Genomic DNA, 23,569 nt, shown 5'->3' on the forward strand with positions numbered 1-23,569 from the left:
TTCCCGTTTATCCTACAGCCGTTTTTTCAATGAGGCCGGCCACAGTCTGCAGAGCTTCCGCCACTTTCTCAGGACGGCGTCCGCCCGCCTGTGCCATATCCGGACGTCCGCCTCCGCCCCCGCCGCAAAGAGCGGCTACATGCTTGATTATCTTCCCGGCATGATATCCTTTCGCAACGAGATCTTTGGTGACCCCGGACACCAGATATACCTTGCCGCCTTCAACAGAAGCGAGGACAACGATCAGTGAATGAAAATGACTCTTCAGATGATCGGCCATCGTTCTGAGCTGATTCATATCCATCGAATCCACTTGCGCGGCAATAAAGGAAACAGCACCCATTTGCTTGACCGACTGTTCCAGTTCATTTGCTTTTGCATTGCCCAGCTTTGACATGATCGCCGCATTTTCCTTCTCCAGATCCCGCATCTGCTGCTGCAGAACATCGAGACGCTCCGGAATCTGATCCGGCGAGACTTTCAGCAGACGGCCGATGTTTTTCAGTTCCAGTTTATCCTGCTTCATTTTTTCATAGGCACTTTTGCCTGTCAGCGCTTCAATTCGCCGGGTACCCGCGCCGATTCCGCTTTCCGAAACGATTGTGAACAGGCCCAGCTCAGCCGTGTTTTTCACATGACAGCCGCCGCAAAGTTCGAGGCTGTAATCGCCGCTCTTGACAACCCGCACAATCTTCCCGTATTTCTCGCCGAAAAGAGCCATCGCTCCGAGAGCCTTTGCTTCATCAAGCGGCATCTGGGACGTCGTCACCGGCAGCTGTTCCCAGATTTTTTCATTGACGATCCGTTCAACCTGTTCCAGTTCGTCCTCCGTAACCTGTCCGAAATGGGAAAAATCGAAGCGCAGCCTGTCCGGCGAAACATAGGATCCGGCCTGATTGACATGCCTGCCCAGCGTATCTTTCAAAGCCTGATGCAGCAAGTGCGTCGCCGTGTGGTTTTTTTGCGCCGACAGCCGCATCCCGGTATCGACGGCTGCTTTTACCGTCTCCCCCGCATGAATCCGGCCCTTCTCAATGACACATGTATGGAGATTCTGTCCGTTCGGCGCTTTCTGAACATCCTTGACAAAAAGAACGGCTGTTTCGCCCGTGATCCGCCCCGTATCGGAAACTTCGCCGCCGCTTTCCGCATAAAAAGGCGTGCGGTCGAGAATGATTTTAACCGTTTCTCCTTCGGAGGCATCGTCCGCTCTCTCATTTTCCCTGATGATCACAAGCACTTTCGCATCTTCAACCGTCAGCTGCTCGTATCCGACAAACTCGCTGCGATCGGTAACATTGCGCAACGTATCGTCCTGAACCTGCATGGATTTCTGATTGTGCCGGGCGGATCTTGCCCGCTCCCGCTGCCTGCCGAGCTCTTGTTCAAAACCTTCACGGTCAATGCCAAGTCCCTCTGCCCTGGCATACTCCTCCGTCAGTTCCGCAGGAAAGCCGAACGTATCGTACAGCTTGAATACATCACTGCCGGCAATCTGCGGCGTATTTTGCGCTTTTGCTTCGGCAATCTTTTCCTTCAGAATCGACACGCCCTCATGAATCGTTTCATGAAAGCGTTCTTCCTCACTTCGGACCACCTTCTGGACAAATGCCGTTTTTCCTAGGACCTCTTTATAATAGTCCTTCATGATGTCGGCGACAATCGGCACCAGCTCGTATAGGAACGGCTTATTGATGCCGAGATCCATCGCGTAGCGAACCGCACGGCGGATCAGGCGGCGCAGCACATAACCGCGCCCCTCATTGGACGGCAAAGCCCCGTCCGCAATCGCAAACGAAACGGCGCGGATGTGGTCGGCAATCACCTTAAACGGTGTGTTTTTCTGCCCTATTTTGTAGACGATTCCGGAAATTTCTTCGGTTTTATGGATAATCGGCAGAAACAGGTCGGTATCGAAGTTCGTTTCCCCATTCTGAATCACACTGACCATCCGCTCGAGGCCCATGCCGGTATCAATGTTCTTCTTCGGAAGCGGCGTGTGGCTGCCGTCGGGATTGTGATTGTACTGCGAGAACACGAGATTCCAGACTTCCAGATACCGATCATTCTCACCGCCGGGATAAAGTTCCGGATCGTCCGGATCGTTGCCGAACGCCTCGCCGCGGTCATAAAAAATCTCCGTATTCGGTCCGCTCGGTCCCTCGCCGATATCCCAGAAATTATGTTCAAGTTTAATAATCCGTTCCTCAGGGATTCCGATTTTTTCATGCCACAACCGGTACGCTTCGTCATCATCCGGATAAATGGTGACCGACAATTTATCCGGATCGAAAGCAATCCACTCCGGGCTTGTTAAAAATTCCCATGCCCAGGTAATCGCTTCCTCCTTAAAATAATCGCCGATCGAGAAGTTGCCGAGCATCTCGAAAAAAGTATGATGGCGCGCCGTATAGCCGACGTTTTCGATGTCGTTTGTCCGGATCGCTTTCTGGGCGCTGCAGATGCGCGGATTCCGGGGCACAACCCGCCCGTCGAAATATTTTTTAAGAGTAGCGACGCCGCTGTTAATCCAGAGCAGCGACGGATCGTCGATCGGAATAAGCGAAGCGCTCGGCTCAACGGTATGGCCCTTTCCTTTGAAAAAATCTAAAAACATTTGTCTGACCTCAGATGAACTGAGTTGTTTCATCGCAAGAACCCCCAAGTTACTCATTATTAAAAACCGAACCCAACAGACCTTCCGGGCGGCAGCGGACAAAAAAAGCTTCCATCCTATCACCGTGAAAGGACGAAAGCTTCTTTCTTAAACATGACTTTCGCGCAGCAAAATAAAAAGAAAGGCCTCTGCAACTTTGCATCCGGCTGCCGGGATTCCCTCAAAACCGCCGCTCTTTCGTGCAAAACAGAAAAGCCGGGTTTCCGCACCAAAAAGAACCGGCGGCAAAACGTCTGCATGCACTGCTGCTATTCTTTTCGTCTCGGTTTCATTATTCTGCCGTTATTATAGTTGAGTTTCCCCTTATTTGTCAATTGTACGATATCGGTCCCTCAAATGGCGGAAACAGGTGCGAATCACAATGAAGCACGGGATCGCCAGCAGCATCCCGACAATGCCCGCCAGTTCACCGCCGATGCCGAGCGAGAGCATGATATACAGCGGATGAATATCGACGCTCCGCCCGACAATCAGAGGTTCAATGACGTTTCCCTCAAGAAACTGGATCAGCAGAATCAGCAGAATCACGCCGAAGACCGTATAGACCGATTGCGTCGCCGCAATCAGAATGGCAGGGGCTGCGCCGATCAGCGGACCAAAATAGGGGATGAGGTCGGTTGCTCCGATAAAGATGCCGAAGACAAAGGGATAGGGTACTCTGAGCAGCCATAAACCGATCGAGGCCATTGCCGCCAGAACCGCACAGACGGTCAGCTGACCGCGGATATAATTGCCGATCGAACGATCCATTTCCGAGAAAATGTCCGCCGTTTGCTTCCGCCATTTTCTCGGAATGAGACGCATCGCCCCCCTTTTCATACGATCCGCATCCTTCAGGAAATAGAAGGCGAGAAACGGAATGATGAACAGTGTAAACATCGATTGCACCAGTCCGGAACACCAGTCGATGATTCTGTCCGCCCATGATGCGGTCCCCCTGCGGATTCTTTCCAGAGCTTTATTGACGTGATCATGGACGGCTTCCGGCGTCGATCCGTAAACATGATCAATATTCGACTGATAAAGCGCCTCATATTTTGAAAACTCCTTATCCAGCCCTTTCAATTCGTGCATGAAAACGGGTCCGCCTTTATAAAGCAGAAACCCGATGCCCCCGAAAAAAACGGCATAGATAGCGAGTATGGCGATCGTTTTCGGAATCCCCGCCTGATGGCAGCGCTTGACAAGCGGAAGCAGCAGATAGGCGATAATTCCCGCTGCCGCAAAGGGAAATGCTACTTTCAGAAAAAAATGCATCAGGACGTTAAGCAGCGGAAGCAGCCGGTAGAACAAATAGCCGTTCAAAAAAAGAAGCAACAGGATTGATAACACTTTTATCCACTGCAGTGCGGGCCACTTCCACATGATCATCCCTCCACGCATAGTTATGCCCACTGCATGAAAAATCATGACCGGCGGAAGGAAAAAGTTGCCGCAGTATACAGGCGAGATCCGTCTTAAAAACCGTTCGCTTTTGCTTCACGTTGCTCTTTTTCAAATAGATCGTCAAGCGTGGTCAGGCTGCCGTCCTCCTCAACCTGGCTCAAGGACAATATGCCGTCCTCCAATGTCAGCTCGATAAAACAATCCCAGCAATAATACTGATTGGCACTGAGTTTCCCGATACTCTTTCCCTGGCAATTCGGACATTTCATTTGTTTTCACCTCAAATTCATTCAGTCTTTTGGGTTACTCGCATCCATGCCCAAAAACAAATGAAAATATACTTTTTTTGAAAAAAGTTTCTGTACCGAGGCCTCCTGCCGTTTCACCCGCCGGAATATCCGCTTCTGCTGTCGGCAGAGGCATTTTATCAATCGGCCCCGGCGGTTTATTGATCGACGTGCGTGAGTGACCGGCCATATACGCAGCTCATCGACTAATCGCTCGCAGTTTTTCTCGCTCATGGCAGTCTATCGGTCGGGATGCATGGGTTTTCGGTCATCTCAGGCCGGGTTTCGGTCAGCTCAGGCCGGATTTCGGTCAGCTCAGGCCAGGTTTCGGTCGCGACTTGCAGGGTTTCGGTCTTCCCAGGCCGGGTTTCGGTCGCGGTTGGGAGTTTTTCGGTCGGCACTGGCCGGGTTTCGGTTGACACTCACGATTTATCGGTCATACGCGATTTTTCGTCGTTACCGGGCTGACTGTCGGCAGACGTTCGCAGTTTTTCTCGTTCGTGGCAGTCTATCGGTCGGAGTGTGTGGGTTTTCGGTCGGCACTGGCCGGGTTTCGGTCGCGGCGTGCAGGATTTCGGTCGTCTCAGGCTAGGTTTCGGTCAGCTCAGGCCAGGTTTCGGTCGCGACTTGCAGGGTTTCGGTCTTCCCAGGCCGGGTTTCGGTCGGCGCTCACGATTTATCGGTCATGCCTGATTTTTTCGGCCGTTAGAGGGCCGGAGCCCGGAACAGCAATTTGCCGATTGCTGCAGACCGTGCGGCTACTCGAAAACGGCCGCTCCCCGATGGAGAAGCATCGCTCCGGACTCAGAAACAATCGGCCTGCCGCTTTTGTAAATAAAGACACTTTCATTCTGAGAGTCTAGAAATCCGCATGGGTTGAGGGATATATCAAAGTTTTTCAAACGAAACTTATGTTAAGTGAGGGGTTCCTCCCGGCATTGTGTGCAGCCGCTCCCGTAATTTTTCAGCCAGATTCGAATGGCGGCTGTCGATATCGTTGCGGACGATCGCCTGTTTGAAGGCTTCTTCGTCGCCGCACAGCATGAGATATTCTTTGCTGCGTGCGACGGCCGTATAGATCAGATTGCGCTTCAGCATCCGGTGATAGCCTTTTACAATCGGCAGAATCACAATCGGGAATTCACTGCCCTGCGCCTTATGAATCGAGCAGCAGTACGCGAGAGTCAGCTGATTAAGGTCATGTTTCAGATATTTTACCTCAACATTATCAAAAGAAACGACGACGGTGTCTTCATGATCGGTCGTCTCCTTGGCCCTCAGAATGGCGACGACTTCGCCGATATCTCCGTTGAAGACCTGCTCATCCGGGTTATTGACCAGCTGCAGCACTTTGTCATGGACCCGGAACACATGGTCTCCGTACGTCAGGGAGCGTTTCTGGTCCGAAGCGGGGTTAAACAGTTCCTGCAAGGCTTCGTTCATCTTTTCTATACCGGCGTTGCCGCGGTAAATCGGGGCCAGCACCTGAATATCCTTCGGCTGATAGCCCTTTTTCTCGGCTCCCTTTGCGATCTGGCAAACCGCATCCACAACCTGAGCCTGATGGCAATGGATAAAACGGCGGTCCGCCTTGGGAACCGTGATATCCGGGATTAACCCCTGCCTGATTTCGTGAGCCAGCTCAATGATCGATGAACCCCGTGCCTGACGGAAAATATCGGTCAGCCGGATGATGGGAATCGCTCCGGACTGTACCAGATCGCTGAGTACCTGGCCGGGCCCCACAGAGGGCAGTTGATCCTCGTCTCCGACGATGACGACTTTAATATCGTCGGGAAGCGATCTGAGCAGCTGGTTGGCGAGCCATATGTCCACCATTGACATTTCATCGACGATCAGCAGTTTTCCTTCAATCGGATCGTCCTCGCCATGTGTGTAGACCGAGCCGCCGTTCCAGCCGAGCAGGCGGTGGATCGTCACCGCCGGGAGACCGGTCGATTCCTTCATCCTTTTTGCCGCCCGGCCTGTCGGCGCGGCCAGCAGTACAGGATACGGATGCTCGCTGTCATAGTCTTTCGGGTTAAGAGAAAGCCCGTTTAATTCCGCATAAACATCGACAATTCCACGAATAACCGTCGTCTTTCCCGTACCCGGCCCGCCGGTCAGAATCATTAACGGAGACTGGATTGCTTTTCTGATGGCAGCCTGCTGGCTCTCCGCATACTGCATAGAGAGCTTTTCTTCCACCTTTCCGAGTGCCTCGAGAAACTCGCTTTCGGAAAATTCATCCGGATCGCCGCTCCGTTCCATCAGTTTCTGTATACCGGTGACAACGCCTTTTTCCGCATAGTAAAGTTCAGGAAGATAGATATCGTCGTCTTCACGGACCAGCCTGCCGTCTTCTTCAAGAGCATCGATCTCGCGCACAACGGCATCCTGATCGACATCCGGCTCCGGATTCGAAAGCAGCTTTTCAGCGGCCTGAACGGTCTCATCATAAGGCATGAACACGTGGCCGTCGTTCATTGCCCGTTCGTTCAGCCAGTAGAGAACGGCTGCCTGAATGCGTTCCGGATGATTCCCGGTAATGCCCAGCAGCGCCGCCAGTTCGTCCGCCCGCTGAAAGCCGATGCCCTCGACGTCCCGGATCAGCTGATAAGGATTCTCTTTGATCATTTCCAGCGCCGCGTCACCGTAAGTCTGATAGATTTTCATGGCCAGCTGGGAGCCGAACCCATAATCCGAGAGGCCGATCAGAATTTTTTCCAGTCCCTCATTTTTCAAAAGAGTTTCCGCAATAAAATCGGATTTTTTCTTCTCCAGCTTGGGTACTTCTTGCAGGCAGGAGGGATCGTTCAGAATTTTTGTGATCGCGTTGTCTCCGATTGCATCGATAATCGATTCGGCCGTCTTCTTTCCAATTCCCGGGAAGAGATCGCCGGACAGGTACTGCACCATGCCGGTCCGGGACTGCGGAAGCAGCTTGCGGTAGCGCTCGGCCTCGTATTGCTGCCCATATTTGGGATGAGTCTTCAGTCTGCCGATGAACTGATACGTCTCATGAAGGTGGACGGCGGGAAAGTAGCCGACAATCGTCATTTCTTTACCCTGCACGGGTTCATCGGTTTCGTTAATTTTCACAATCATTACCGTGTAGCCATTTTCTTTATTCTGAAAAACGATGCGGACCGGTTCGCCCTTGATTGACGGATGCCGATCCGAAAATAAATCCAACGCCGCCTGTTCCATAATTCCCGCCGTCCTTTCTTTTATAAAAATTTTCTGAGGCATAGAAGCGTCTGTCAAAAATTAGCAGGGCAGCAGCGCCCGCCAGGAGAAAATCCTGCTTTTTACTCTTTCCCGTGCGGGTCCGGCTCTCCGATTTTTTTCAGTCTCTCAAGGCCATGTGCCGCAAGCATGTGACGGGGATTCAGAGTCAGCGCCTTCGAAAAACAGTTTTCTGCGTCGCCGTTCTTATCCCGGTACATGGCAATGACACCGAGATTATAGAAAGCGTCCGCATGTTGCTGATTCTCCGAAATGACCCTTAGAAACTGTTTTTCCGCCGCATCCAGCCGGCCGAACTGTGCCAGCAGAAGCCCATACTGAAATCTTGCTTCCGTATCCGAACCGTTCAGTTCGACCGCACGCTGAAAGGCCGCCAGACCCTGACCGGGATGGCCAAGCTGAAGCGCGCACCGGCCGATCATATAGAATACATCGCCTTCATTCAATCCGTTTTCCCGGGCCTGTTCAAACCGGGCCAGTGCGTCTTTGTATTTTTTCACTTCAAAAAGAGCATTTCCGTAGCCGAAAGAAGCGGACGCGAAGGCCGGATTGAGAGAGAGCGCTTTTTTAAAAAAAGCCGGGGCACGTTCGGGCTGTCCGGCTGCAATCAGCAGGTTCCCGAAATTCGTATAGCCCACAGGATTGTCCGGCTCTTCGGAAATCGCCTGATCAAGAGCCTGCGCCGCATGGGCATAATCTTTTTCCCTGATCAGCCGCAGAGCTTTTTCTGTTTTACTTTCCAAAGCAGTCAACTTCCCTTCTCCGGATAATCAATTTCAGAAACGAAGCGGCAGCCGGATCCGGCCGCAGGTTTCAGACGGCATTTTACCGGCAGCCCGGCCCTTTTGCATGGAAAAAGACCCAGCCCTCATAAAGGTACCGAGTCTACAAAATCTATGGCCGCATCCGTTCCCTGGTTCAGAACGGTGGCAATAGTCGCTCCTCCGAGACAGATCTCATTCTGATAGAAAACAACGGCCTGGCCCGGAGTGATCGCCCATTCCGGATGATCGAAGACAACTTCCAGACGGCTATCCGGCCGAACATGAACGGTAACGGGACGATCCTTCTGGCGATAACGGAATTTCGCCGTGCAGTGAAAACTTTTCTTTTCAGGAGCGCCGCTGATCCAGTTGGCCCCTTCCGCGATGAGTCCCTGAGAATAGAGAGCCGGATGATCTGCGCCCGGTGCGATATAGAGAATGTTTCGTTTCACGTCTTTGCCGCAGACAAACCACGGGCCGCCCGGGCCGCCGATCCCCAGTCCCTGCCGCTGTCCGTTTGTATAATACATCAGACCGTCGTGATAGCCCTTCAGTTCGCCGTCGATCGTGCGGATTTCGCCGCGGCAGGCCGGCAGATAATGGCTGAGAAACTGCTTGAAATTGCGCTCGCCGATGAAGCAGATCCCGGTGCTGTCCTTTTTATCGGCGGTCGCCAGATGATGGTCGCGCGCGATGGCCCGCACCTGCGGTTTTTCCAGATCTCCAAGCGGAAACATCACTTTTGAGAGCTGCTCTTGTGACAGCTGATTCAGGAAATAGGTCTGATCCTTATTCTGATCGGCCGCCCGAATCATGAGTGTTTTACTGTCCTGCTGCCCGGTCTGCGCATAGTGGCCCGTTGCGACATAATCCGCACCGAGTGCCAGCGCATGATCGAGAAACGCCTTGAACTTGATTTCTTTATTGCACATGACATCGGGATTCGGGGTGCGCCCCGCTTTATATTCCGCAAGAAAATAAGAAAAAACACGGTCCCAATATTGTTTTTCAAAGTTTACGGCATAATAGGGAATGCCGATCTGACCGGCGACACGGACAACGTCCTCATAATCCTCGGTTGCCGTGCAGACCCCGTTCTCATCGGTATCATCCCAATTTTTCATGAAAATGCCGATCACGTCATATCCCTTTTGTTTCAATAAAAGGGCGGCAACAGAAGAATCCACGCCGCCCGACATGCCAACGACGACCCTCGTATCGCCTGGGGATTTCGCCAAAATGATTCACCCGCCTTTTCAGAGTTCAGTCCTGCCCGACTCCGATAAGTTCCCGGACGGACCGGGCAATGACATGTCCCGCTTCTTTAATTTGTTCCGGATTCAGCCCGCTTCCGAAGCTGATCCGGACAGAACTCCGCGTTTCCGGAGCGTCCGGGCCGAACATCGCAGTCAGCACATGCGAAGGCTCCACCGATCCCGCAGTACATGCCGACCCGCTCGACACGGCAACACCCGACAGATCCAGTCGGGTAAGCAGTGTTTCAATATTTGTTCCCGGAAAATATAAATTTAAAATTTGCGGCAGAAAGTGTTCCGGATTCCCGTTGATCCGATAAGCAACATGTTCAGCGTCAAGAGCTTCAAGCAAAGCGCGGCGCTCTTTCAAATATCTTTCGATCCGTTCCGACCGGCGGGCGCGTACAAGTTCAACCGCCCGCCCCAGTCCGGCAATGGCGGGGACGTTCTGCGTACCTGCGCGGTGCTTTCGTTCCTGATCGCCTCCGTGAGTGATCGAGGCGAGCGACACTCCGTCGCGTATATAGAGAAAACCGATTCCTTTCGGTCCGCCGATTTTATGCCCCGTCATTGACAGAAGATCGATCGGCATTTCTTTTACATTCATATTTTCCGTCCCGAACGCCTGAACCGTATCCGTGTGGAAAAGCGCCCGATGCGGTGCCAGAAGATGCGCAATTTCGCGGATCGGCTGAACGGTGCCGACCTCGTTGTTGCCGTACATGATCGAAACAAGGATGGTATCGTCACGCAATTTCTCTTTTAATTCAGCAACGGAAATCCGGCCGCTCCTGTCGACATCCAGATAATCGACGACAAAACCGAGAGACTCCAGATATTCGCACGTTCTGAACACGCCGTGATGCTCCACTTTGGTTGTAATGATATGCTTCCCGAACTGCCTGTTCGCCAGTGCGGCGCCGATGATAGCCATATTATCGCCTTCGGTTCCGCCGCCCGTAAAGACAATCTCCCGGCTTTTCGCACCGATATAATCGGCGATCGTATCCCGCGCATCGTCAATGACTTTCCGTGCCTGCCTGCCGAAAGAATGGATGCTTGACGGATTGCCGATCACGCGCTTATAGGTCTCCGTCATGACCTCCAGTACTTCAGGATCAATCGGCGTCGTTGCGGCATGATCGAGATAAATCGGATCCATGCCCAATCACTCCTTTAATATCTGTTAAATATAAAACATGTCTGGATCCTGAACCTGCGGATCGGAATCAAAATGAATCAGGTCGTCCAGAGTTGTGCCCTGAAGCACGTCCTTAACGGCATCCCGGATCTTCACCCAGAGCTCGCGCTTAGCCGGATCGTCGTCTTCCATCACTTCGACCGGCTGAATCGGGCCTTCCAGAACGCGAATCACATCGGCCGCCGTAATTTCGCTCGGGAGCTTGGACAGCACATACCCTCCGTATGCTCCGCGAATGCTGTTCACTAACCCGGCGTTGCGGAGCGGAGCGATCAATTGTTCCAGGTAATGCTCCGACAAATTGTGTTCATTGGCAATCGCCTTAAGCGAGAGCGGGCCCCTGCCTTTATTTTTCGCAAGAGCCATCATGATCGTCAGCCCGTAGCGCCCTTTGGTCGATATTTTCATTATGAACCACCTCTTCCTCTGTCAAAATCAGCTGTATTATCCATTTATGATTAAATGAAATTTTCTGCTGCACGTAATAAAAAAAGAACGAGCGGTTTCCGGACCGTCTGAGCATCCGGCACAAAACAGACGAAGGATCCGAAAGCCGTTTTTGCTATCCGATCCGCGAAGTATGGTAAAATATGATCAGACTCTAAACTATTATAGACGAAAACTGCTTTTCTTGCACGTTTTCAAGCCGGGGAAAGGCATTGCCGGTGGATCCCCATGCCCGGACGGGACGGCCGATCGCTCCGGTCCAGTGCCGCCCCGCTTGATTCAGCCGTCAAGAACCCTATAGAGACAGGCAGGATATGCCAGATCAAATTTGAGAGGATGATCGGGGTGGACCTATTTGATTTTCCATCCGATGACAATAAAACAGCAGAAAGTGCGCGCCCCCTTGCCGACCGAATGCGCCCGCGGACGCTCGACGAATTTGTCGGCCAGGAACAGATTGTCGGCAAGGGCCGCCTGCTGCGCCGGGCGATTCAGGCAGACAGGCTGACGCCGATGATCTTTTTCGGGCCTCCCGGGACGGGCAAAACAACGCTCGCTCATATTATTGCCCGGTCGACATCGGCCTATTTCGAACAGCTGAACGCGGTGACGGCCGGAGTCGGCGATTTGAGAAAAATCATAGCCGGCGCGGAAGAACGGCTGAAGTTCGACCGGCAGCGAACGATCCTTTTCATTGATGAAATTCATCGTTTCAATAAAGGGCAGCAGGATGCCCTGCTGCCGTCGGTGGAAAAAGGGACCATTATCCTGATCGGGGCAACGACTGAAAGCCCGATGTTCGAAATCAATTCGGCGCTGCTTTCCCGCTCCCGCCTTTTCCGCTTCGTCCCGCTTTCTCAGGATGACATCCGCAAGATTCTGGAAAACACGCTTGCCGATAAAGAGCGCGGCTATGGCCGTTACAAAATTCAGGCGGACAGCGACGCCATCGACCACCTCGTCCGCGTTGCGAACGGCGACAGCCGCACCGCTCTGCACGCACTCGAACTCGCCGTTTTGACGACCGATCCGGACAAGGACGGCGTGATTCACATTGACCGCGGCGTTGCCGAAGAGTCGATTCAGGAAAAAGTGCTTCAATATGATAAAAAGGGAGACAATCACTACGATACGGTCTCGGCTTTTATCAAAAGTATGCGCGGATCCGATCCGGATGCAACGCTCTTCTGGCTCGCCAAAATGATTGCCGCCGGAGAAGATCCGAAATTCATCGCCCGCCGGATTTTCATTCATGCCGCCGAAGACGTCGGCCTGGCCGATCCCAATGCGATTCTCGTCGCCAACGCGGCCGTCACCGCGGTGACATTTATCGGCCTGCCCGAAGCGCGTATACCGCTCGCGGAAGCAGCGCTTTACGTCGCCACCGCTCCAAAAAGCAATGCGGCCGTTATCGGCATCGATCAGGCGCTTGATGCCGTTAAAAACGGTAAAACCGGCGAGGTGCCGCTTCATCTGCGCGACGCCCATTACAAGGGAGCATCGAAACTGGGCCACGGGAAGGGCTACCTTTACCCTCACGATTTCCCGGGAGGCTACGTCCCGCAAAACTACCTTCCGGAAAACCTTCGCACAAAGAAATTCTATCATCCTTCGCCGCGCGGTTATGAAAAAAGCATTCAAAAAAGGCTGGATTATTTTGCCGAACGCAATCGCGAAAATAAATGACGGATTATCCCTCTTAGCATGGATATGATAGCAGACAGCCCCGTGTATAAAAAACTTCTAAGTTGTCTATCCTTCTTAAAAATAAGCAAGAATGCAAGAAGGAGAGTATGTCATGACAAAAGTGAGACAAGATGCCTGGTCGCATGAAGACGATCTGCTGCTTGCAGAAACCGTCCTGCGCCACATAAGAGAAGGTAGCACACAGCTTGATGCATTCGAAGAAGTCGGCGACCGGCTGAATCGCACAGGAGCCGCATGCGGCTTCCGCTGGAACGCGATCGTACGCAAAAAATACGAACAGGCCATTGAAATTGCCAAAAAGCAGCGCAAGCAGAAGAAACGTGCTGAACAGCGGAGCAAGATCGTCCGCCCCGCCCCCGTTTTTTCTGCCGCGGAAAGCGCCTATCTCGCCAATCCTTCAGATACGGATACGAATAATGAGATTGAGGCGGTCGGGACAGACCCGGATATAACCGCTGCTTCCGACCGGCAGGCAGAAAAAGAAGGAATCAATTTAAGCGACGTGATCGCTTTTCTGAAGACGCTGCAGCGCGGCAAAGCGACAACAGGCCGGCTGGAACAGGAAAACAGCCATCTGAAGCTGGAAAACGATAAACTCCTTCAAAAAGTTTCCGAGTTGGAGAAAGAAATCGGCGGGCTGCAGAACCGCCAGCAAACCGTAGAGGACGACTATCAGGCGCTGATCGGCATCATGGACCGCGCACGGCGGATGGTTGCCTTCCAGGACCAGGAGTCCGTTCAGGGAGCCACTTTCAAAATGGATCAGAACGGGAATCTGGAGAAGATCGCAAAATAATCAGAACGCTTGTTTATAGATACGAAAACTACCAGAAGGCGTCTCATAAGTCGATTTACGGCAATGGGACGCCTTCTTTCATTTCACATAAAAAATTGATCAATCAACCCGTATTTCCGGTGAATTATAACACGGTAGTCAAAAATTTGTATTAGTAAAGGATTTTTAGTTTAGCCTCCTCTTCCTCATTGGCATAATTATATAAATCACTCATAGTCAAAAATACCTTAACATCAGGATTTCTCATGACCTTGGTATAAAAACACGGAAATCCAGGAATCAAGGAATGGGGCGTTCCCCTTTCATAAAATCAGGGGGACAACTCCGGGCTGCTCTTTGTCAATCACGACTCGTCACCGTCAAAGCTGACGAACCCGGTAGAAATCCGGTTCTGGCCGATAGAACCCAAGATTTGGCCGGTAAAAATCCATATTCGGCCGGTAGAACCCATAATTCGGCCGATAGAACCCTCGATCTGGCTGGTAGAAATCCATATCCGGCCGGTAGAACCCGGAATTTGGCCGGTAGAACCCAAGATCTGGCCGGAATCATCAGTAAAACAGCGGAATATCATCAGTAACCGTCAGCATATCAGCAAAAAAGATCAAAAAATCAGCAGTAAATGGACTGCCATAAATAAATATGATTCACTTCATTGATAACTTGTATTGCTCGTCGCGACAGTGGCCGGCGCGGGGACCGTGCCGCCGCCCCGCTGCTGAGGCCCAATCGTAATCAATCCGTTTGCACTGGTTTGCGGGGATGAATTTCCGCCAATGACTACGCCCTGATCGAAATGGATTGCGGATTTATTACTCTTCGGATAAAAGTTATTCATGACATAAACTGTACGCTCAAAATTGACAGATTCATTCCATCCTGCACTGTCATCGCTTCTGTTGTTCGATCCATTGATGAAAACATAACCCTGATAGGTGTCGCCCCCTTCGGAATTCAGATCGCCTCCAAAATAAACGTTCCCCACATACGTAGCCTTGCCTGTGTCATTTCCCTGTCCGTTAATATAGGTGTTTTTCATAAAGGTGGCATCACTGTCCTTTTTCAGATTGACCTGCTGATTGATTCGGACGTAGCCGTTAAAAGTCACGGTGACACCTTGTTCGACATTCAACTGGCCATTAATCAATACATTCCCGTTAAACACCGTGTCTTCTTTAATGTTCATCTGACCGCTTGTATAAACATCTCCGTTAAAGGTTGACGGGTTCTCAATATTCAACTGTCCATCAACATGAACATCCCCATCAAATACCGAAGGGGTATTGATTGATTGTATATTTAACTGATTTGAAAAATTAACCGCCCCCTCAAAAAGGGGCTGTGTCACATCATTTCCGGAAATAGTCGGAGCCCCTGCTATTGGAGAACTTGGAGGCGCTACAAGCGGCATGTCCTGGAAAAGGCTTTGAATGGCCGAAAAGTCAACGGTCTGTTTTGTGTCTCCCACGCAGTTGGCCGATGATCCATTAATAAAAACATTATCATTGGTGTGGCAATAATAGTTTCCTTGATGAATCAGGCTTCCTTCCATATAGGGCAGTGACAGCCCCATGTATTCCGGTGTGCGGTCGGAATCCCCTCCGCTGCTGCCTCCGCTTGAATCGCTCCCATATTTAAAAATTTTTTCCTGAGCAATGATCCGTTTCTCGCCTTGAACGGTCCCCGTACTGGTCACGGTCAGCTGAATCTGATTGTCTCCGGCATGCTCGTTTCCGATCGCTACTTCATATTCCGGATTGCCCTGCATTGAGCGGATGTCCTGATCCCCGGATGAGTTCAGAGAGTCCGGCAGTGCGCTATCCAGTGCGGTTTTAAAAGCTTCAAAGGTGCCGGGAACGTTTCGATTGATGGTTTTCAGTTCCTCGTTTATTTTTTGATTATAGGCCTTGAGTCCCATCTCTGCCGCATTTGTCGCCTGGGTGCGGCTGATTTCCAGGCCGATCTGCCGCATATGGCTGAACGATACGCTGATCAGAAAAAGCCCCATGATCGAAAAAACGGCAATGACCAGCAGAACCACGAGCAGCACCGATCCCTTCTGCCGCCCGGGTGTATTCGGCTTTTTCAATGGCTCTGCCCTCCCCCGCTGTCATTCCATGGATAATTCAGCGCCGTATTGATTTGAAAATTCAATGCGCTGTTTCCCGATATATTTCTCGGTGAAATCGTATAATTTATTTCAAGTTGATTGGTGCCCTGATTCACTTCCATTGATGAAGGGCTTCCGGAATAAGACAGATTCTCACTTGATATAATCTCGGCCTGATCGGCGCTGTCATATTTTATTTCAACCTTTCCGTCGCTGACCGAGACGGAAAAGGGCCTGTTATTTTTATTAAAAAACGCTTGAGTCAGGCGGGACTGAACAAGATTGGCATCAGCCTGGAGGTCATTTTCCGTCAATGTCCGGCCGGCCGATTTTTCGCCGGAAAGCCAAATCGCGAAAATCAGTGCAAAACAGACCGATGCGATAGTCAGAACGGCAAGCATCTCAACCAGCGTCATGCCTCTTGAATTATGGATCATCTGCCTGTACCTCTCAGTTGCTGTTTGTCGTATAATAGTTGTAAAGTTCTACATATTTAGTGCCGTAGTATGTTCTGACAACAATGGGAATCAGACCGCTCCCGTCAATGGTTTTAAGGATGTATACATAGGTATCGTATCCATTCGGAAGGCCCGGGTCACTGGACTCGATGAAATAATCTGTGTTCTCCGGAACAGCGGTCGGCGAAGCGGCCGCTGATGACGATTTGCCAGGCAGTGTGCCGGCCCCCAGAACTTCCGAAAGCTTTTTCTGCGTGAGCTGCGAAGCCGTCAGCTTCGTCCCGTTGTCCGTCGTGATCTGCTGGTTCTGGATAAAAACATAGGCAAAGGCTAGGAGCACGACACTCAGGAGAGCGATTGCGGCAATCACCTCGATTAGCGTCATCCCGCTCTGTTTCAGGTTCATAAGTCCTGGTCCTTTCCTCATTCGCGTCTTTGTTTTCTATTTTAAACGGTTGATCCATGGATTGAAAGTCCCGCTTTACGGATCTGACCGTCAATCATCCGGGAGGAAGCCAAATGAAGCGCACACATCGCCGGTTAGGGGATTTACTAGTTGAAGCAGGCCTGATTACTCAAGAACAGTTGGATTCGACGCTTGAACAGAAAAGCGCGTCACAGAAACTGGGGCACGCGCTGATCGAGCGCGGCTATATCTCTGAACAGCAGTTGATCGACGTCCTTTCCATTCAGCTGGATATCACGCAAATCCATTTAAGCAGCCAGGTCATCGATCAGCAGGCCGTTAACCTTGTCAGCCAGGATTTTGCCCGCCGCAATGAATTAATCTGTTACAAGAAAAAAGACAATGTGCTTTTTGTCGCCATGACTAATCCGCTTGATTTTTTCGCCATCGACGACCTGCAGATGATGACCGGCTTTCAGGTCAAAGTGGCGCTTGCGCTGCCCAGTGAAATTACAAGCGCCATTAACCGGCTGTATAGCGAAGAAGATACGGTCAGCGAATTGCTGACCACAATGAATATACGTCCGGCGGAGGACGCGGAAACGTTATCGGCGGAAGATGATACACCGATTATTAAAATTATCAACAAATGCCTGATCAGCGCCGTCGAAGAACGTGCGAGCGATATTCATATCGACCCGCGCGAATTCAGCGTCGTGGTCCGTTTCCGGATCGACGGCGTATTGCACACTTACCGGACATTTCCAAAAGAAATGCTCAGTGTCCTCGTGACCAGAATCAAAGTGATCAGCAGGCTGGATATCACGGAAAAACGTCTGCCCCAGGATGGACGGGTAAAAGTGACGGTCGGGAAACAGCGCATCGACCTCCGTGTATCGACACTTCCGACCCTCTTCGGAGAGTGCGTCGTTCTCCGTCTGCTGAATACCCAGGACCTGCTGCTGAAAATACCGAATGTCGGCTTCACCGAAGAGCAGGAAGCCGCTTTTACAAAAATGATTGCCCGTCCTACCGGGCTGCTTCTGATCACGGGCCCGACCGGATCCGGCAAAACTTCGACGCTCTACGCGGCGCTCAATCATCTGAACAGCGAATCCCAGAATATCATTACGATTGAAGATCCCGTGGAATATCAGATTGAAGGAATCAATCAGATTCAGACCAACGCGCCGGTCGGCCTGACGTTTGCCGCCGGTCTGCGGGCGATCCTGCGCCAGGACCCGAACATCATCATGGTCGGCGAGATCCGTGATTCGGAAACGGCAGAGATCGCCATCCGGGCGAGCCTGACCGGACATCTCGTACTTTCTACTCTCCATACGACCGATGTTCCGACTACCGTTTACCGCCTGATTGACATGGGCATCGATCCCTTCCTCGTCGCCGCCGCGCTGAGCGGCGTCGTCGCCCAAAGGCTTGTGCGCAGAGTCTGCCATGACTGCGCCAGGCCTGTGGAAGCGACACCAATCGAGCAGGCATTATTCAAGAAAACAGGAATGGACTGCCCGCCTGTGCTGATGAAAGGGGTTGGCTGCAAGTCCTGCCACCAGACCGGATATCTCGGCCGGACAGCCGTACATGAAATGCTGGAAGTGACCGATGACATTTCCGAAAAACTGATCAATCACCATTCTTACAAAGACATTCAGAATCTCGTACAGAATTCCGGCGGACAGACGATGCTGGAAAACGGCCTGATCAAGGTAACGAAGGGCATCACCACGGTCGATGAGCTTTTAAAGATTATCAGCTGACAAATTGTGGAAATCTATTCATAAACAGGAAGAGATGACTGCTATGGTTCAGATTCTAGAAGAAGGCTTAAACATTGCCTGCATGCGGGGCGCCTCAGATCTGCATATTTCGGTCGGCATTCCCCCGACCATCCGCCTGAACGGGGAACTGATTGCGCTCGATCGTCCGCCGATAACGCCTGATGATACGGATGCGATGATCAACAGCATTTTGTCCGATGTACAATTAAAAAAACTGGAGACAGACGGGGAACTTGATTTCTCATACAGCATTCCGAAACTCTCGCGCTTCCGAGTGAATGCCTTCAGACAGCGTTCCTGCTACAGCCTCGCTTTTCGCGTCATTCCCCAGAAAGTTCCCGACCTGGCATCGCTGCAGCTGCCGAATGTTCTCAATTCGCTCTGCCGCAAGCCGCACGGGCTTTTTCTTGTGACAGGTCCGACCGGAAGCGGGAAATCGACGACCCTGGCCGCCCTTGTGGACGATATGAACAAGAACATGAGGCGTCACATCATTACACTTGAGGATCCTATCGAATATCTTCACAAGCATAACCGCTGCATTATTCAGCAGCGGGAAATCGGAAACGACACAAAATCCTTTTCGCTCGGCCTGCGCTCCGCCCTTCGCGAAGATCCCGATGTTATTCTCGTCGGCGAAATGCGCGATCTTGAAACGATTCGCACGGCTCTGACCGCCGCCGAAACGGGCCATCTCGTCCTGGCCACGCTGCACACCAATGATGCGGTTTCGACCGTTGACCGGATCATTGATGTCTTCCCGGCCGAGCAGCAGGGCCAGATCAGGATCCAGCTTGCGTCGGAACTCGTTGCCGTCGTCTCGCAGCGCCTTTTTCCGACGCCTGATTATTCGGGGAGGCGGGTCGCCGCCGAAGTGATGATCAATAATAAAGCGATCAGCCATCTGATCCGTGAAAAGAAAATTTATCAGATTCCAAGTGTGATACAGGTCAATCGTGCTCAGCATATGCAAACGATGGCGTCGTGTATTCAGGACATGCTTGCGCGGCGGGAAATCGCCGGCGAATCGGTCGAAACTTTTCTGCTAAGGGGATGAGCATCCATGCCATTATATGATTATGTCGGCACCACCGATCAGGGAAAAAGCAAAAAAGGCCGGCTGAATGCCGCTGACCGCCGGGAAGCGCTGCTTCAGATCGCAAAACAGGGCCTGACGATCCGTTCGGTTCACGAACACAGCGACTCAATCTGGTATAAAGAACTGTCGGTCGGCCGGGCAGTGAAACTGCAGGAAAAAGTTGTTTTCTTAAGGCAGTTCGCGACCATCGTCAGGGCGGGTGTGACGGTCTCGGAGGCGCTCGAAATATTGGGCGATCAGGAGGAAAAAAACAAATCTTTTAAATCGACGATTCAGCAGATGGCGGCCGATCTGCGTGAAGGCCGGTCTCTTTCCCAGGCATTTGAGAATCAGGCCAAGGTGTTCAGCCCGATGATTATCCATATGGTCCGTGCAGGCGAAGGAAGCGGCCGTCTGGAAGAAAGCCTTGATCACCTGGCTACCTACTACGAACGGCTGCACCGGTCACGGCAAAAACTGGCGACAACGATGGTTTATCCGGTCTTTGTCCTGCTGATGTCGGTCGGCGTCGTCATTTTTCTTCTGACAACGATCATTCCGATGTTCAGGTCGATGTTTGCCGGTCTCCGCGTGCAGCTGCCGCTGATTACCCGGATTATTTTATCGATGAGCGATTGGGTAAAGGCCTTTTGGCCCGTCCTTATTATCTCAATTTTCGCCCTGATTCTTCTTGTTTCGATCGCTTTCAGAAATAGATCTAGTAAATTAAGACTGGATTATGCTATAATCAACTTGCCTCTAATTGGGACTTTAGTCCATAAGAGCGAACTGTCGCGTTTGCTATGGATGCTCGCCCTTCTGCTCTCCAGTTCCGTACCGGTGATTGAAGCGCTCCGCTCTGTCGAGAACATTACATCGAATCTCGCCATCCGTCAGGCGATACATAATGTTTCACAGTCTCTCGATTTCGGCCGCCCTCTTTCCGAAGCTTTTCAGCGGGAAAAACTCTTTCCGCCGATTATTTTCCACATGACGGCAATCGGCGAGAAAACCGGTATGCTGGATCAGATGCTGAATCATGTCGCGCACTACTACGAAAACGACGTGGAGCAGATGACGGAACGGATGAAGGCTTTGATTGAGCCGGTTGTCATCCTTTTTCTTGCAGTCATTGTCGGCGTCATCGTGCTGGCCATTGTTATCCCAATGTTTCAAATATATCAAAATTTTTAGGACTAATTCGGGAGGGAATTTTATGCTAAAGCGGCTTCGGGCAAAATCCGGGAAAAATCAGAAGGGCTTTACACTCATCGAACTGCTGGCAGTCATCGTCATCCTTGCCATTATTGCGGCCATTGCCATTCCAAGTGTTATATCAATCATCAACAAGCAAAATGATAAGGCGGCCGTTCAGGATGGATTGACAATTATTCATGCTGCTAAATTATATGTAGCCGATCATAATAATGCGAATACATCCGAAATTTCGTCAGGTGATTTACAAAGCTATCTTGAGACAGCTAATTTACCGAGCGGTGCAACTTACTCAGTTTCTGTTTCAAATGGCATCTATACTTTAACGTACAATAAATTGCCTTCTAACGGCTCATGGGGATCGGACAATACGGCTACTGAACAGGAATTACTGCAGTATAATGGGGCCGGAAATTCATCAGGAAGTTCCTCAGGTAATTCATAAACACGATTAGGGATTGTTTAATTGATGCTCATTCTAACCGATATCTATATTTTAACGCTTGGTCTTGTTCTCGGTTCTTTCTATAATGTGGTTGGTCTGCGGGTTGCCGGCGGCCGGTCCATCATTTCGCCGCCTTCGCACTGTCCGTCGTGCGGGCGGCGTCTTGCTATACGCGATCTGGTGCCGGTTTTTTCTTATCTCTTTTTAAGGGGCAGATGCCGGACCTGCCATCAGAAGATCTCGCCGATCTACCCGATTGTCGAGGCTTCAACGGGGCTGCTGTTTTTATTCAGCTTTTTGCGGGCGGCTTCAGTCGCGGATATGCTGTGCGGATGGCTGCTCGCCTCCCTGCTGATGATCGTGCTCGTCACCGATCTGACAGAAATGATGATTCCGGATAGGATCCTGTTCTTTTTCTTGATCCTGTTTGCCGTATTCCGGATCTTCTTTCCTCTCGTCCCTTGGTGGGATGCACTGGCCGGGGCTGCTTCGGGATTCATCGTGCTGCTTCTGATTGCGCTGATCAGCCGCGGCGGTATGGGCGGCGGGGATGTGAAGCTGTTCGCGGTTATCGGCCTGCTTGTCGGTTTGAAGACCGTGCTGCTCGGCTTCTTTCTCTCCACCTTTATCGGTGCCGCGATTGGAGTCGCCGGCATGCTGACCGGCATGATTAAACGCAGACAGCCGATTCCTTTTGTTCCGTTCATCGTGCTCGGCATGCTGGCCGCTTATTTCTTCGGAGATCGGCTTATCGCAATTTACTATAGTTTCTTATTTTAACAGCGGGATGATGTGATGTCAGTGTTTGAAAAATGGTTGTCTATTTTGCAGAATCATGCCTGTGTCGGCCTGACTTTCTCGGATTATTCCATCCGGATGGTCCTGCTCAGAGGAAACGCGGATAATCTGTCTCATCTGCAGCACTGGGAGGAATGGCTGGAGCCGGGAATTGTTGAGAACGGACGTGTTAAAGACGAGCAGGCGTTTTCAAATCGGCTGAAGGATATGGTCCGGGCGCTTAAGGCCAGAGGCAAAAAAACATATTTTGCAATTCCCGATGCTCAGCTTGTTCTGCGCCGGTTTGATCTCCAGGGCCGCCTGTCGGACTCGGATCTGCAGAATTACTTTTTCATCGAGATCGGAAATAAGATCCAGCTTCCGTTTGAGCAGGCGGTCTTCGCCTTCCACGTCATCGACCGCAGCGCGACAGGTACAAGGGTCCTGCTCTTTGCGGCCCCGGAGTCCATTGTGAGACAGTACCGTAAAGTGCTTGCCGCTTCGGGTCTGAATCCGGTCAGCGCGGAATTCAGCGCACTCGGAATTGATCGATGGGCACAGTATAGCCAGCCGCAGATCGCCCAAAAACAGCGGATGTACGTCCAGCTCGAAAAAGACGCATTGTATGTATCGATTATCCATGAAGATATTCCGTTGTTCGTCCGTCAGGTAAGCCTTAAAGATCCGGAAAACAGGTCTGACGATATCCTGTTTTTAAATGCGGCCACCGAAATCGAACGGATGCTGAATTTCTACCAGTACAGCCTCCAGGATGGGACGGACAAAGTTTCCGAGATCTATCTTCTGGGTGACGGCGGACGGATGGCCGCATTCCGCACTGCGCTTTCGGAGGCAGTCTCTCTCCATGTCCAGCTGCTCGCCATCGATCATGAGACGACACAGTGTCCGGACGACGTCGGCGCCGACCTTATTCCGGCAATCGGCCTCGCCATGAAAGAGGCCGTGAAATGATCGATATCAATCTGCTTCCTTATGAGCGGAAATTCCCGAAGAAACTGATCTGGCTGATCGCCGTGCTTGCCTTCGTCTGTGTTCTGGCATTTACCGGCCTGGCTGTTTATTCCTGGAAGCTTGATACAGAGCTTAAAAGCGTTCAGCAGGAAGAAGCCGTCTGGAAGGCGCGTTCATTAAAAAAGAGCGCGGTGAAGCAGCCCGATGTCAGTGTGAAACCAACGCCGGCAGCGGCCGTTGATTTTTTAACAGCAAACCGTCTGTCGGTATTCCTGACCTGGACTTCGATAAACAGACAGCTTCCGGAGGGCGGAACCGTTGTGACCATTTCCTACAGCGATACCGGAAGCGTCACCGTTCAGTGTCATCTGGAACACTTTGCCGATATCCGGCCGTTCGCCGATCGGCTTCGAAAAAATTCATTCTCTCAAGTGGTCACGACTGAAGTTAAACAACCGGATTCAGTTGTAGACGGACTCAGCGGATACCTCGTCACTCTGACCTTGAGTACCGGAATCCGCCTTCCTATCAATCAGTAAAGG

20 protein-coding genes are annotated in these 23,569 nt (G+C 51.5%); 9 read left to right on the forward strand and 11 right to left on the reverse strand.

Going from position 1 to position 23,569, the window contains the following annotated elements; genetic code table 11:
- Window positions 1–7 precede the first annotated feature (7 nt).
- From alaS to cymR, 8 genes are all read right to left on the reverse strand, one after another.
- A complete protein-coding gene (alaS, locus tag OYT88_RS03635; protein ID WP_274398043.1) occupies window positions 8–2,650 on the reverse strand; it encodes an alanine--tRNA ligase in 2,643 nt (880 codons plus the stop codon).
- 330 nt (window positions 2,651–2,980) lie between these two features.
- Window positions 2,981–4,042 (reverse strand): AI-2E family transporter, encoded by a 1,062-nt coding sequence (locus OYT88_RS03640; RefSeq protein WP_274398044.1) that lies wholly within the window; start codon window positions 4,040–4,042, stop codon window positions 2,981–2,983.
- Between the two features lie 92 nt (window positions 4,043–4,134).
- The gene (locus OYT88_RS03645) at window positions 4,135–4,332 is read right to left on the reverse strand and encodes a YrzR-like zinc ribbon domain (RefSeq protein WP_274398045.1); all 198 of its coding nucleotides are present in this window, start codon (window positions 4,330–4,332) and stop codon (window positions 4,135–4,137) included.
- A gap of 927 nt (window positions 4,333–5,259) precedes the next feature.
- On the reverse strand, window positions 5,260–7,602 hold the full coding sequence (recD2, locus tag OYT88_RS03650) for an SF1B family DNA helicase RecD2 (protein WP_274398046.1): 2,343 nt from the start codon (window positions 7,600–7,602) through the stop codon (window positions 5,260–5,262).
- A gap of 59 nt (window positions 7,603–7,661) precedes the next feature.
- Window positions 7,662–8,351 carry a tetratricopeptide repeat protein gene (locus tag OYT88_RS03655; RefSeq protein ID WP_274398047.1) on the reverse strand — a complete coding sequence of 230 codons (690 nt, stop codon included), beginning with the start codon at window positions 8,349–8,351 and terminating at the stop codon, window positions 7,662–7,664.
- A gap of 116 nt (window positions 8,352–8,467) precedes the next feature.
- Window positions 8,468–9,601, reverse strand: a complete 1,134-nt coding sequence (mnmA, locus tag OYT88_RS03660; protein WP_274398048.1) for a tRNA 2-thiouridine(34) synthase MnmA — start codon at window positions 9,599–9,601, stop codon at window positions 8,468–8,470.
- Between the two features lie 25 nt (window positions 9,602–9,626).
- On the reverse strand, window positions 9,627–10,781 hold the full coding sequence (locus tag OYT88_RS03665; RefSeq protein ID WP_274398049.1) for a cysteine desulfurase family protein: 1,155 nt from the start codon (window positions 10,779–10,781) through the stop codon (window positions 9,627–9,629).
- Window positions 10,782–10,805: 24 nt separating this feature from the next.
- Window positions 10,806–11,228 carry a cysteine metabolism transcriptional regulator CymR gene (cymR, locus tag OYT88_RS03670; RefSeq protein ID WP_274398050.1) on the reverse strand — a complete coding sequence of 141 codons (423 nt, stop codon included), beginning with the start codon at window positions 11,226–11,228 and terminating at the stop codon, window positions 10,806–10,808.
- Window positions 11,229–11,612: 384 nt separating this feature from the next.
- Between cymR and OYT88_RS03675 the strand changes: the two genes are divergently transcribed.
- Entirely contained in the window at window positions 11,613–12,953 is a 1,341-nt protein-coding gene (locus OYT88_RS03675) for an AAA family ATPase (RefSeq protein WP_274398051.1), read from the forward strand.
- A 112-nt stretch (window positions 12,954–13,065) separates the two neighbouring features.
- On the forward strand, window positions 13,066–13,770 hold the full coding sequence (locus tag OYT88_RS03680) for an RsfA family transcriptional regulator (protein WP_274398052.1): 705 nt from the start codon (window positions 13,066–13,068) through the stop codon (window positions 13,768–13,770).
- A 652-nt stretch (window positions 13,771–14,422) separates the two neighbouring features.
- Here OYT88_RS03680 and OYT88_RS03685 read toward each other — a convergent pair.
- From OYT88_RS03685 to OYT88_RS03695, 3 genes are read right to left on the reverse strand one after another with little or no spacing between them, the layout of a single operon-like run.
- Complete coding sequence (locus tag OYT88_RS03685; RefSeq protein ID WP_274398053.1) at window positions 14,423–15,859, reverse strand: hypothetical protein; 1,437 nt, start codon at window positions 15,857–15,859, stop codon at window positions 14,423–14,425.
- On the reverse strand, window positions 15,856–16,317 hold the full coding sequence (locus tag OYT88_RS03690; RefSeq protein WP_274398054.1) for a type II secretion system protein: 462 nt from the start codon (window positions 16,315–16,317) through the stop codon (window positions 15,856–15,858). Before OYT88_RS03690 ends, OYT88_RS03685 begins: the two co-directional genes overlap by 4 nt.
- Window positions 16,318–16,330: 13 nt before the next feature.
- On the reverse strand, window positions 16,331–16,744 hold the full coding sequence (locus OYT88_RS03695) for a type IV pilus modification PilV family protein (RefSeq protein WP_274398055.1): 414 nt from the start codon (window positions 16,742–16,744) through the stop codon (window positions 16,331–16,333).
- Window positions 16,745–16,857: 113 nt separating this feature from the next.
- On the opposite strand from OYT88_RS03695, the gene OYT88_RS03700 reads away from it, so the two are divergent.
- Genes OYT88_RS03700 through OYT88_RS03730 form a run of 7 tightly spaced genes read left to right on the forward strand, consistent with a single transcriptional unit; the run spans window position 16,858 to window position 23,566 of the window.
- The gene (locus tag OYT88_RS03700; protein ID WP_274398056.1) at window positions 16,858–18,519 is read left to right on the forward strand and encodes a GspE/PulE family protein; all 1,662 of its coding nucleotides are present in this window, start codon (window positions 16,858–16,860) and stop codon (window positions 18,517–18,519) included.
- Between the two features lie 34 nt (window positions 18,520–18,553).
- Entirely contained in the window at window positions 18,554–19,597 is a 1,044-nt protein-coding gene (locus OYT88_RS03705; RefSeq protein WP_443029731.1) for a type IV pilus twitching motility protein PilT, read from the forward strand.
- Between the two features lie 6 nt (window positions 19,598–19,603).
- Window positions 19,604–20,812, forward strand: coding sequence for a type II secretion system F family protein (locus OYT88_RS03710; RefSeq protein ID WP_274398058.1), 1,209 nt, complete (start codon window positions 19,604–19,606; stop codon window positions 20,810–20,812).
- Between the two features lie 22 nt (window positions 20,813–20,834).
- Entirely contained in the window at window positions 20,835–21,278 is a 444-nt protein-coding gene (locus OYT88_RS03715) for a prepilin-type N-terminal cleavage/methylation domain-containing protein (protein ID WP_274398059.1), read from the forward strand.
- A 24-nt stretch (window positions 21,279–21,302) separates the two neighbouring features.
- On the forward strand, window positions 21,303–22,058 hold the full coding sequence (locus OYT88_RS03720) for a prepilin peptidase (protein ID WP_274398060.1): 756 nt from the start codon (window positions 21,303–21,305) through the stop codon (window positions 22,056–22,058).
- A 15-nt stretch (window positions 22,059–22,073) separates the two neighbouring features.
- Entirely contained in the window at window positions 22,074–23,027 is a 954-nt protein-coding gene (gene pilM / locus OYT88_RS03725) for a type IV pilus biogenesis protein PilM (protein ID WP_274398061.1), read from the forward strand.
- Window positions 23,024–23,566: a PilN domain-containing protein gene (locus tag OYT88_RS03730; protein WP_274398062.1), complete on the forward strand. Its 543-nt coding sequence runs from the start codon at window positions 23,024–23,026 to the stop codon at window positions 23,564–23,566. The genes pilM and OYT88_RS03730 overlap by 4 nt, the downstream gene beginning before the upstream one ends.
- Window positions 23,567–23,569 lie beyond the last annotated feature (3 nt).

The sequence above is a fragment of the Sporolactobacillus sp. CQH2019 genome (assembly GCF_028765345.1).
Classification (GTDB): domain Bacteria; phylum Bacillota; class Bacilli; order Bacillales; family Sporolactobacillaceae; genus Sporolactobacillus.

Excerpts from the sequence above, each read along its gene's own strand:
- OYT88_RS03665 (WP_274398049.1), bottom strand. The coding sequence starts at position 10,781 with ATGGATCCGATTTATCTCGATCATGCCGCAACGACGCCGATTGATCCT.
- OYT88_RS03710 (WP_274398058.1), top strand. The coding sequence starts at position 19,604 with ATGCCATTATATGATTATGTCGGCACCACCGATCAGGGAAAAAGCAAA.
- cymR (WP_274398050.1), bottom strand. The coding sequence starts at position 11,228 with ATGAAAATATCGACCAAAGGGCGCTACGGGCTGACGATCATGATGGCT.
- OYT88_RS03695 (WP_274398055.1), bottom strand. The coding sequence starts at position 16,744 with ATGAACCTGAAACAGAGCGGGATGACGCTAATCGAGGTGATTGCCGCA.
- OYT88_RS03715 (WP_274398059.1), top strand. The coding sequence starts at position 20,835 with ATGCTAAAGCGGCTTCGGGCAAAATCCGGGAAAAATCAGAAGGGCTTT.
- OYT88_RS03700 (WP_274398056.1), top strand. The coding sequence starts at position 16,858 with ATGAAGCGCACACATCGCCGGTTAGGGGATTTACTAGTTGAAGCAGGC.
- OYT88_RS03645 (WP_274398045.1), bottom strand. The coding sequence starts at position 4,332 with ATGAAATGTCCGAATTGCCAGGGAAAGAGTATCGGGAAACTCAGTGCC.
- OYT88_RS03730 (WP_274398062.1), top strand. The coding sequence starts at position 23,024 with ATGATCGATATCAATCTGCTTCCTTATGAGCGGAAATTCCCGAAGAAA.
- OYT88_RS03705 (WP_443029731.1), top strand. The coding sequence starts at position 18,554 with ATGACTGCTATGGTTCAGATTCTAGAAGAAGGCTTAAACATTGCCTGC.
- alaS (WP_274398043.1), bottom strand. The coding sequence starts at position 2,650 with ATGAAACAACTCAGTTCATCTGAGGTCAGACAAATGTTTTTAGATTTT.
- OYT88_RS03690 (WP_274398054.1), bottom strand. The coding sequence starts at position 16,317 with ATGATCCATAATTCAAGAGGCATGACGCTGGTTGAGATGCTTGCCGTT.
- recD2 (WP_274398046.1), bottom strand. The coding sequence starts at position 7,602 with ATGCCTCAGAAAATTTTTATAAAAGAAAGGACGGCGGGAATTATGGAA.
- OYT88_RS03720 (WP_274398060.1), top strand. The coding sequence starts at position 21,303 with ATGCTCATTCTAACCGATATCTATATTTTAACGCTTGGTCTTGTTCTC.
- pilM (WP_274398061.1), top strand. The coding sequence starts at position 22,074 with ATGTCAGTGTTTGAAAAATGGTTGTCTATTTTGCAGAATCATGCCTGT.
- OYT88_RS03680 (WP_274398052.1), top strand. The coding sequence starts at position 13,066 with ATGACAAAAGTGAGACAAGATGCCTGGTCGCATGAAGACGATCTGCTG.
- OYT88_RS03640 (WP_274398044.1), bottom strand. The coding sequence starts at position 4,042 with ATGTGGAAGTGGCCCGCACTGCAGTGGATAAAAGTGTTATCAATCCTG.